The 10678-nt window shown below is 34.7% G+C and carries 9 protein-coding genes; all 9 read left to right on the forward strand.

The window, feature by feature from the left end:
• Positions 1-7: 7 nt before the first annotated feature.
• The 9 genes from AB1444_11710 to queA all read left to right on the forward strand — a co-directional run bounded on the left by AB1444_11710 (position 8) and on the right by queA (position 10568).
• Positions 8-1402, forward strand: coding sequence for a TolC family protein (locus AB1444_11710; GenBank protein ID MEW6527315.1), 1395 nt, complete (start codon positions 8-10; stop codon positions 1400-1402).
• The gene (locus AB1444_11715) at positions 1399-2508 is read left to right on the forward strand and encodes an efflux RND transporter periplasmic adaptor subunit (protein ID MEW6527316.1); all 1110 of its coding nucleotides are present in this window, start codon (positions 1399-1401) and stop codon (positions 2506-2508) included. The genes AB1444_11710 and AB1444_11715 overlap by 4 nt, the downstream gene beginning before the upstream one ends.
• A gap of 10 nt (positions 2509-2518) precedes the next feature.
• Positions 2519-3238, forward strand: coding sequence for an ABC transporter ATP-binding protein (locus tag AB1444_11720; GenBank protein MEW6527317.1), 720 nt, complete (start codon positions 2519-2521; stop codon positions 3236-3238).
• Position 3239: 1 nt separating this feature from the next.
• Positions 3240-4418 (forward strand): ABC transporter permease, encoded by a 1179-nt coding sequence (locus tag AB1444_11725; protein ID MEW6527318.1) that lies wholly within the window; start codon positions 3240-3242, stop codon positions 4416-4418.
• A gap of 154 nt (positions 4419-4572) precedes the next feature.
• Positions 4573-5463 carry a site-specific tyrosine recombinase XerD gene (xerD, locus tag AB1444_11730; protein MEW6527319.1) on the forward strand — a complete coding sequence of 297 codons (891 nt, stop codon included), beginning with the start codon at positions 4573-4575 and terminating at the stop codon, positions 5461-5463.
• An 81-nt stretch (positions 5464-5544) separates the two neighbouring features.
• Positions 5545-6624 (forward strand): SpoIID/LytB domain-containing protein, encoded by a 1080-nt coding sequence (locus AB1444_11735; GenBank protein ID MEW6527320.1) that lies wholly within the window; start codon positions 5545-5547, stop codon positions 6622-6624.
• Positions 6625-6861: 237 nt separating this feature from the next.
• The gene (locus AB1444_11740) at positions 6862-8217 is read left to right on the forward strand and encodes a multiheme c-type cytochrome (GenBank protein ID MEW6527321.1); all 1356 of its coding nucleotides are present in this window, start codon (positions 6862-6864) and stop codon (positions 8215-8217) included.
• A 29-nt stretch (positions 8218-8246) separates the two neighbouring features.
• Positions 8247-9476 carry a hypothetical protein gene (locus tag AB1444_11745; GenBank protein ID MEW6527322.1) on the forward strand — a complete coding sequence of 410 codons (1230 nt, stop codon included), beginning with the start codon at positions 8247-8249 and terminating at the stop codon, positions 9474-9476.
• A gap of 54 nt (positions 9477-9530) precedes the next feature.
• Positions 9531-10568 (forward strand): tRNA preQ1(34) S-adenosylmethionine ribosyltransferase-isomerase QueA, encoded by a 1038-nt coding sequence (queA, locus tag AB1444_11750; GenBank protein ID MEW6527323.1) that lies wholly within the window; start codon positions 9531-9533, stop codon positions 10566-10568.
• Positions 10569-10678: the final 110 nt, after the last annotated feature.

The following is a 10678-nucleotide window of genomic DNA, read 5'->3' on the forward strand; positions in this document are numbered from 1 at the left end:
TTTATATATGAAATGGATGATATTTCTAAGGCCTTACGTATTATTATTTCTCATTGTTATAGTTATCCTGAGTGTTGGGTATTATGACAAATTATATGCAGATAATTTTACAAATGCAAATTTAACAGATTGTTTGCAGATAGCTCTGCAAAATAATATTAATATAAAAATGGCCATGGAAGATGTCAACGCTGCATCCCTTAATCTGAAAATAACGAAAGGTAGTAATAGTATTCAGGTAAATGGCACAGTCCAAACTGTTGAGATATTGAAATCCGAAGCTGTGAATAGTTCATTTAATGTACCCGGCAAAGATACTCTTATAGGATTATTTGTTGGAGCTTCTGCAAGTTACAAGCTTTATGATGCCAATAAAGATAATTATGAACGGTTGCGGATTCTGGAATATAATAATGTAGCATTAACCGCTATGAAGGTAAAAAATACTGTTGTTCGTGATGTAAAAATTGCGTTTTATCAATTAGCATTTGCCAAAAAGAAAAGTGAATTGTTGGAAAAATTAATTAAAAGTTTTGAAATCAAATTTGCCAACGTTGAGCAGTTATTTAAAAATGGACAACGAACCATGCTGGATATTTCCCGGGCACAGGTGGACCTAACTAATGCTCGATTGAATTATCAAAGAGCTCAAAATGAGGTTGCAGTTGCAAAAAGCAAATTACTATCACTGATGGGTATTCAAATTGATAATTTTGACATAAACGTTACAGATTTTGATGTTGATAGCACTATAAAAGAAATACCATATAATTTAGAGGAATTGCTTGAAATAGCCTTGCAATATTCGTTCGATATTAAGTCTGCGGAAATCAATCAGGAAATTGCCAAAACACAGATTGATATTGAAAAGGATAGGCGCTTCCCGATTATAAATATTATAGCATCCCTGGGCTATGAAAACAGGGCTATTCAGAATGGTGCTTTTACTGAATCATTGTCGGATAGGGATAACTGGAAGCCAACCATGCATGCTGGAATCAGTGCAAGTTTCCCTATTTTTACCAGTGGTGTTCTTTCTTCAAGTATTGACCGTGCTGCTGTTTCATTTAATAAGGCCTTATATAACAGCAAAACTGCTGGGGATACCTTATCGGGAAATATAAAAAGTTATTATACTACATTGAAAGATATAAAAGTGCAACTGGATATATCTCGGCAACTGATTGAAAATGCAAGAAAATATCTGGAGCTGGTGCAAAAGAATTATGACAGGGGAATAATAACACAGAATGAATTGCAGGATGCAGAGTTGAATTACATTAATGTTACTATCGATTATATCAAGATTCTTACTGATTATTATATTAATTATAATCAATTGATAAGTTTATTATGTGTTGATGAAACAATTCTGTTTTCAAAAGGGGTTGATGCCAAATGATAAAAGAAATAGTATTAAATAATAAGAAAAAAGTCATCATTACTGGTGTTGTCATAATCATCCTTATACTAATATATTTTTTGCGTTCTGGCGTTGATAATTCAGAATATATATATGATTATGAGAAAGTAAGTGTTGGTGAAATATCTAAAACAATATCAACAACCGGGACAATTGATCTGTTAGATCCTGTTTCTATATTATGCCAGGTTAATGGGGTTGTTCAGAAAGTATATGTTGATTTTAATCAGCATGTCAAGCAATATCAATTGTTAGCGTTAATAGATGCCGGTGATTTGCAAAATGATATTACAAAAATGCAGAAGAGACTTGAACAGTTAAATATAGACATGAAAAACATGGAAAATGACCTGAAGGTCAAAAAAAGCATGTATAATGAACATATGATATCAGCCAGCGCTCTTGAGATGGCTGAAAATGAATATAAGAAGATGCAGTTATCATATAGCCAGGTACTGGTTGATTATAAAAATTTACTCCAGATGCAAAAAAACACACGAATTTATGCACCCATTAGTGGTATTATAGTATCTCGTGATATTAATGAATCAGACCCGGTAGTAAGGAACAAGCGCTTATTCTTAATGGTAAGGGATTTAAAAACCATGCAGCTAATGGTAGTCATAGATGAAACTGATATCGGCAAGGTTAGAAATGATCAGAAAATTAAATTTACTGTTAATGCATATCCGGATCAAACATTTACCGGAGCTATCAGACAAATACGCTTTAATCCGGTGAACAGGGGAGGTGTTATTACCTATGATGCTGTTGCAATATGTGATAATTCTCAGTATTTGTTAAAACCGGGTATGACAGCAATAGTAACTATTGAGGTTGATAAAAAACAAAATGCTATGAGAATACCCAATGATGCTTTTACTGTTATTCCACCTTTTATTGATAAATATAAGCTTGATAAGGATAAAAAATATATATGGAAAAAGAAAAGAGGTTCTATAGTGCCTGTTGAAGTGCAAACTGGATTATATGGAGATGAATATACTGAAATAAAAAAAGGTGATGTAAAAGCTGGTGATACTATTCTTATCCGTGTAAGAAAACAAATTTCAATTAAAAAGTAGTAATTTCAGTATGAATATTCCAATTATTAATATTGAGAATTTGCAAAAAATTTATAAAATAAGCGAAGAAGTTTCAGTTCATGCTTTGAAAGGCGTTAGCCTTAAAGTTAAAAGAGGTGAATTTGTTGCGATAATGGGAGCCTCAGGTTCCGGGAAATCCACTTTTATGAATATTTTAGGATTTCTGGATACCCCCACTTCCGGCAAATACATTTTAGATGGTATTGATGGCACATCTTTAAACGATAATCAGAAAGCTGAAATCAGAAACAGGAAGATTGGATTTGTATTTCAGGGATTCAATTTGCTATCAAGAACCCCGGCTATAGAGAATGTTGAAATGCCATTGTTCTACAGAGGTGGTTTTACTCATGAGGAGATGAAAAATAGGGCAAGAAAACTATTGTCAATGGTTGGCTTATCTGGAAGGGAGATGCACCATCCTAATGAGCTATCAGGTGGCGAGCAACAACGTGTTGCTATTGCTCGAGCGCTAATCAATGACCCTGCAATCTTGCTTGCAGACGAACCTACAGGCAACCTGGATACAAAAAACACGAATGAGATAATGAATGTATTTACTACATTAAACAAAGAGTATAATATTACTATTATAATGGTAACTCATGAACCTGATGTTGCTGAATATGCAGATAGAAAAGTTGTATTTAAAGATGGTTTGATAATAGATGATAGCCCAATTAAAAAGTTAAAGAAAAGTAGAAAATAATATGGATTTCTCAAATCTTTTAATAACTGCATTGCGGTCGCTTTCTAAAAATAAAGTTCGTTCTATACTTACCAGCATTGGTATAATAATAGGCGTTTCCTCGGTTATTGTAATGATTGGAATTGGAAGGAGCGCTCAAATTACTGTCGAAGAAAGGGTTGGTACCTATGGTAAAAATGCCATGGAGATTGCCTCTTTTCATACATTGCTTACGGAAGCTGATGCTGAAAATATCAAAAAAAAATTTCCTCAGGTTAAATATGCTTCAATTATTATTACCAAGTCAAATGTACAGGTGAATTATAAAGACCGATCAACCATAAGCGGTATGTATGGTGTAGAAAATGATTATTTTAAAATGAAATTATGGCCTTTGACCTCAGGAAGATATTTTACTGATGTAGAGATGTCAACACATGAAAAAGTTGTCATAATTGGTGCCACAGTCATGCGCGATGTTTTTATTTATGAAGAACCCGTTGGCAATATTGTAATTATTAATAATGTGCCTTTTAAAGTAATTGGAGTACTTTCTGAACTGGGCGAATCATTTGGCGGTAAGGATTTTGATAATGTTGTAGTAATGCCTTATGGTGCAGCACAGAGAAAAATTATTGGGAACAATAAGATTGACCGCATATATGTGTCTGTGTATTCAGACAAACAGATGGACGAAGCAGTTGAGCAAATTAAAGAATATCTACATAGAGCTCATATGATTACACCTGATTCAAATGAATTCCGAATTACAACCAGTAAGCAAAAGCTTGAGATGGCGGAATATATATCAAAAACACTATCAATGTTACTGGCAGGAATAGCTTCTATTTCCCTTTTTGTTGGGGGTGTTGGCATAATGAATATTATGCTTGTTTCTGTAAGTGAGCGTACACGTGAGATAGGTATACGCATGGCAATAGGAGCTAAAAGACGTGATATATTAAGCCAATTTCTGATAGAATCAGTAACATTAAGTGGATTAGGTGGAATTGTTGGTATTATTCTGGGGTTATTTATTTATTATCTCATAACCTATATTGTGGATTGGCCATATATATTTTCAATTACTTCAATACTTGTGTCATTTCTTTTTGCCTGTGCAGTTGGTATATTTTTTGGTTATTACCCTGCCAAAAAGGCTGCAGATTTAAAACCTATTGAAGCCTTACGGTATGAATAAAATAAATATTTAAATTTTTTCATTAAATCTCTTCAAGACATAATCCATAATTTTCCGATATTATATCAGAAATAAAAAATATGATAATTTGTTATATTTATCCCGGTAGGATTATTGCGAATCAAGGAGGAGTATTATGAAGAGGTGATATACTTTGAAAGATATTATAGCTATTAAACGATTCAAGCGGTTTTTGCAGATTGAAAAGGGGCTTTCTCCTAATTCTATTTATTCATACACATATGATTTAAAAAAATTTTCTGATTTTTTAGCGCGTAAAAATAAAACAATACTCAATGCATCACAGGACGATGTGGAGCAGTTTTTATTTTTTGAGAAAAATAAAAAAAGAAATTCTGCAAGGACATTAGCACGATCCCTGGCTGCAATACGCCAGTTTTATAATTATATGGCAAGCATTGAGAATATTAGCAACCCAACTGTAAAAATAGAAACACCTCATTTTCAAAAAGCATTACCTGATTTTTTGTCAATAGAAGAAATTGACAGGCTGTTTGCCTCAATACGTGAGGATGATCTGTACCAGTTGCGTGATAAAGCCATATTTGAATTATTGTATTCTGCAGGTTTACGGATATCTGAGGCAGTAGAATTAAAGGTGATAGACGTTGATTTGAAAAACAAGTTCTTAAAAGTATTGGGTAAAGGAAATAAAGAACGCATTGTGCCTATTGGTGACGAAGCAAAGCGCCTGATTGAAAAATACTTAAATGATTCACGCCCTATTATACTTGGCAACAGAATAAGTGAGTATCTTTTTATAAGTAAGAAAGGTGGCATGTTGAATCGAAAATCAGTATGGCGTTTGCTTAAAGGGTATGCAAAGATGGTTGATATACGTAAAAATATTACTCCCCATACATTGCGTCATTCATTTGCAACACATTTGCTTGAACGTGGTGCTGACCTCAGAGCTGTTCAGGAGCTTTTGGGTCATGTGGATATCTCAACAACACAGATATACACACATTTAGCACGTAAGCAATTGCAGGAAATTCATAAACGTTTCCATCCAAAAAGTTAAGGGTTCAGGTTTTTTATTATGGCGATAGCTCATGTTTTCAGATGGTTGCTGATTATAATCTTAGTATCGATAGCAGGTTGTGTGCCTCCACCTGAATATATGGCTAAAACCGGAAAACGTATTGGGCTTGATAATGATTATATTAAAATTCTTTTATTGCGCGACCAGCTCAAAGTTGAAATAGTCACCACAGCCAAGACAAAAGTAATACAACTGCCAAATAATACTATTGTATATAATGGTGATGCCAAACGTTTTGTAGTGTTTGACAATCAATTAACACAGCCACTACAGTTTGAATCCTGGAATAATGAAATACAGGTAAATGGCATACCAGTGAGAGGTATAATTCAACTTCATCCTGTTGTTGGGAAAATACAGGTGGTTAATGTATTAAAGATGCATGAATATCTTTATGGTGTCCTTCCTTCAGAAATTATGTCAGGCTGGCCTGAAGAAGTATTAAAAGCACAGGCTGTTGCAGCACGAACGTACGCATACTATCATCTGATGAAAAACAACAGCACGTACTTTGATCTTGATGCAACAAATAATTTTCAGGTATATAAAGGTAAAGCAGTTGAAACTGAAGCAACCAACAAAGCAGTAGATGCTACATCTGGTATAATTATGACATATAATAATAAACCCATACTGGCATATTTCCATTCCACTTGTGGAGGAAAAACTACAGATGACAAATATGTATGGCAGGGTGAAGATTTGCCATATCTGACATCAGTAGTTTGCCCGTATTGTAAAAATTCACCCAATTATAGCTGGCAGGTTGAGCTTACCTTAAATGAGATTTATGAAGCACTTGTCAAAAGGTATAAAACAGTAGGAAAAATTAAGGCTATAACGTTAGGACGTGAAGATACCCGTGTAACTGTGATTAAGATAGAACATGATAACGGCATAATCAGAATGAGTGGAAATGATTTCAGGTTACTGTTTGATGCAAAAAAAATAAAGAGCCTGTATTTTGAAGCAAAACAAACCCCTTCAGGATTAATATTAACTGGCCATGGATGGGGTCATGGTGTGGGTATGTGTCAATGGGGTGCAAAAGAGATGGCACAACAAGGTATACGTTTTGATCGGATTCTTTCGTTTTACTATAGAGGCATACGAATCATGACATATACTTTCCCAAAGTGAAAATCTTCTTAATTTCTTCTGTACAAGATAAGCTTTAACTGTTTAAAATTTAATTTGCAATCCAATACTAATTTATACTATCATTTCCAAACCTTTCATTATCTACAATGAGAGTCATTGTTAAATCCTGCAGCCCATTCCATAAACTATCGCACATAAATAATAATCAAAGTGAAAATATAATCTTGACTGCAATATTTGTTCATTATATTATAAACATACTCCAGGAGGAATTATATGAATAAGCTGAGTATTATTCTTTTTATGCTCTTTGGAATATGCATTTTGGCTATAGCGCAAACACAAAAATTTGGTGAAGCATTACATGGATTGTATACATATAAAGATTTTCAAAAGGCAACATACTGCCGGCAATGTCATGTTGAAATTTATTACCAATGGCAAAAGAGTATGATGGCACAGGCTTTTGTTCATCCCTGGGATGAGATAGAATATTTTGATTTAGCTGTATCCCATGGTAGACGGAATCCAAAATTCAAACCTGTTGCTGATGGCTGTAATGGATGCCATGCGCCGATTTCATTTATGGCAGGAGATACTCCTCCTCCACGGCCAGAGAAAAAATCAATGGCTAATGAAGGAGTAAGTTGTGATGTATGTCATACCATTGTATCATTTAATCAAAATGAACAATTTAACTTTAGTTTTTTTTCCAGGCCAGGAAGAACAAAATATGGACCAAGAGGAGGAAAAAATTCCCCGGCACATGATATCGTAAAATCAGAATTAATTACAAAACCGGAATTTTGCGCAAATTGCCATAATGAAAAAAGCCCCTGGGGTGTATGGGTAAAAGCAACTTATAATGAGTGGAAGGAGGGTCCATATAGCAAAGAGGGAGTAGTGTGCCAGACATGCCATATGCCAAAAGCTGCAGGTAAGCGAGCAAAGACTGAAAACAAAGTATATGATGATCTTAAACAGCATACATTTCATGGAGGCCATTTCCAGGCAAAATATAATGGTGCAATAGATGTGTTGGTATATCCTGATACTGATTTTGTAGAACCAGGGATGAAAACAAAGATATCAGTATATCTGTATAATCAAAAGTGCGGTCATAAGGTTCCAACTGGTTCAGTTGAAGACAGGCTTCTGTATTTGCATGTTGAAGCCATTGACAGCAAAGGGAACGTCTATCATCTTAAAGTTGATAAAAAAGGATTCTCGGGGGAAGAATATACTATCGCTTCGCGTGACAAGGCATATCAGGATTTTGTTGAGATGATGGATGTACCTGCAGGTTTTGATGGCATAATCCGTGAAGACGTTCCTGTTGGAGATAGGATATTCAGGATGCCTTATTTTACTGAGAATGGCATTATGACAATTGCTCAGTGGAATACAGCAAAGCTTGGAGTGGATTACAGAATAGCGCCACGGGAAACAAAAGTTGAAACATATACATGGACTGTTCCAGACACTGTTGCACCAGGACCATTGACAATACGAGCTACGTTGTATTATCAATTATTGGTAAGGCCAGTTGCACAATTTTTAAAAGTGCCTGAGTCCGAATCTATGGATAGAATGATAAACACTGATGTTGCAACGATTGATGTTATATATTAAATAAAGATAGTTTGTTGGAGGAAATATCTATGAAAACATCAAATACACGTAATTGTATAATAGTATTGGTCATTGTTATAATAGTATATTATACTGTACAATCACAGGCAATGCCAGGATTTGCGCGCAGATATAAGTTTACCTGCCAGACATGCCATGCGCCGTTTCCCAAGCTTAAACCCTATGGCGAGGAATTTGCTGCAAATGGATTCAGGCTGGCTGAAGGGGAGCCTTCGTATGCAACCATAGATACCGGTGATCCTTCGCTGGAACTAACCCGTAATTTTCCCATTGGCATACGACTGGACGCGTATGCAGTTGCGGATAAAGATAATACCGTTAGTAATGATTTACAAATGCCATATATTTTAAAATTAATTTCTGGTGGCCCTATCGCACAGAATCTATCATATTATTTTTACTTTTTCTTTTCTGAAAAAGGTGAGGTTGTTGGTATTGAAGATGCTTTCTTGTATTATACTGATTTATTGGGAGCAGGTATTAACATAACCGCAGGTCAATTTTCAGTATCAGACCCCATTTATAAAAATGAACTCAGATTGACGTATGAAAGTTATGTTCCATTTGCTGCAAAACCCAATCGCTCATTATGTGATTTAAAATATGATCGCGGCATTATTATAGATAAAGGTTTTGATTTTGGATTAACGTTAGTTGTGGAGATAGTTAATGGTAATGGGATTGAACCGGCAAATGAACATGATAATTTTGATGGCGACAAGTATAAAAATTACTTTTTCAGGGCAAGTCAGGAAATTTTTGATGTGATACGTATTGGAGGTTTTAGTTATATAGGTAAAGAGAAAAATACAGCTGATGATACTGTACCCGATGTGTTTACGAACAGTGTGTATTACTATGGTAGTGATATGTCGATTTTTTTGGGACCGTTTGAGCTTAACACATTATTCTTATATCGAAAAGATAGTAATGCGTATTTTACTGCAGATAAAAAATCCATTGCTACAAAAGGTTATATGGCCGAATTAATATTTCAGCCTGAAGGCGATCGTAGTAGCTATGTGCTTACGGCGCTTTACAATAAGGTCGATTCAGATTATCAGGAAGGTGGCGTTCATACGTTAAATTATGAAAGTGCAACAATATCGGCAACATATCTGTTTGCCCGTAATGTAAAAATAATAGGTGAGTACACCTACTTATTGCATGATTATTCACAAAGCCAGGATTACAAAAACCACCATAAATTAAAAGCAGGTATATCGGCTGCTTTCTAAAAGAAAAATTTTATTTTTATTGTGCTATAATTGCTATCAAGATAATTGTTGGACATGGGAAAAAATTTATATCTTTTAGAAAGCTACGATTTTGACCTTCCACAGGATTTGATTGCTCAGTATCCGGCTGATAAACGTGAGGAATCGCGCCTTTTTATTCTTGATAGAAAATCGAATCACTATGTGCATGAAAAATTCTACAATTTGCCGCAGTATATTAATCCCAATGATATTTTAATATTTAATGATGCTAAAGTAATACCAGCAAGAATTTTTTGTAAACGCTCAACAGGGGCTACGGTTGAAATTGTTTTAACAAAACGATTGTGCGATACTACCTGGGAAGCTATCTGTAATCGGTTAAAAAGAATTAAACCTGGTGAAAAACTCTATCCAATTAAAAATGATACAGTGGCGATAGTTGTTGTGGAAAAATCTGATGCAAGTATTACGGTAACATTTGAGCCCCATTTTGATTATGGAATGCTTGAAGCAATAGGAGAGATACCTCTCCCACCCTATATCCAGCGAGTGCCTGATAAAAATGATTATGAACGCTATCAAACAGTATTTGCTAAACAATACGGAGCAGCAGCAGCACCAACAGCGGGATTACATTTTACTAATGATTTGCTGAATCAGATACAAGCTAAGGGTGCTGCTATTTCGTTTTTAACACTGTATGTATCCTGGGGAACATTTCAGCCTGTAAGGGTGGACGATATACGGCAACATACTATGCATACCGAAGAATACTTTTTGCCAGAAAAAACCGTAGAAAATATTTATAAAGCAAAAGCAAAAGGGGGAAGGGTGATAGCAGTTGGCACTACGTCGCTCCGTGTACTTGAATCAGTATATCATAATGATGAGTATAAGCCTGGATATGGAGCTACTAACATTTTTATTTATCCTCCCTATACTGTCAAATCTGTAGATGCTCTGATTACTAACTTCCACACCCCTAAATCAACATTGCTTATGCTGGTAGCTGCATTTGCAGGGTATAATTGTATTATGGAAGCTTATAGGGAAGCAGTGAATAAAAAATACAGATTTTTTTCATACGGCGATGCAATGTTTATTATGTGATAGAGATAATTAAATAATCAATTTATATAATTCTTAGAGATAGTAGTTATAAGATATAAGACTGAAAATAAATATTATTTGTATATAAAAATTTTTAAATATTGTAAAAT

The sequence above is a fragment of the Spirochaetota bacterium genome (assembly GCA_040756435.1).
GTDB lineage: Bacteria > Spirochaetota > UBA4802 > UBA4802 > UB4802 > UBA4802.

Bases quoted from the DNA above. Each gene is read 5' to 3' on its own strand.
- AB1444_11740 (MEW6527321.1), top strand. From the start codon at position 6,862: ATGAATAAGCTGAGTATTATTCTTTTTATGCTCTTTGGAATATGCATT.
- AB1444_11745 (MEW6527322.1), top strand. From the start codon at position 8,247: ATGAAAACATCAAATACACGTAATTGTATAATAGTATTGGTCATTGTT.
- AB1444_11710 (MEW6527315.1), top strand. From the start codon at position 8: ATGAAATGGATGATATTTCTAAGGCCTTACGTATTATTATTTCTCATT.
- AB1444_11715 (MEW6527316.1), top strand. From the start codon at position 1,399: ATGATAAAAGAAATAGTATTAAATAATAAGAAAAAAGTCATCATTACT.
- AB1444_11725 (MEW6527318.1), top strand. From the start codon at position 3,240: ATGGATTTCTCAAATCTTTTAATAACTGCATTGCGGTCGCTTTCTAAA.
- AB1444_11720 (MEW6527317.1), top strand. From the start codon at position 2,519: ATGAATATTCCAATTATTAATATTGAGAATTTGCAAAAAATTTATAAA.
- queA (MEW6527323.1), top strand. From the start codon at position 9,531: ATGGGAAAAAATTTATATCTTTTAGAAAGCTACGATTTTGACCTTCCA.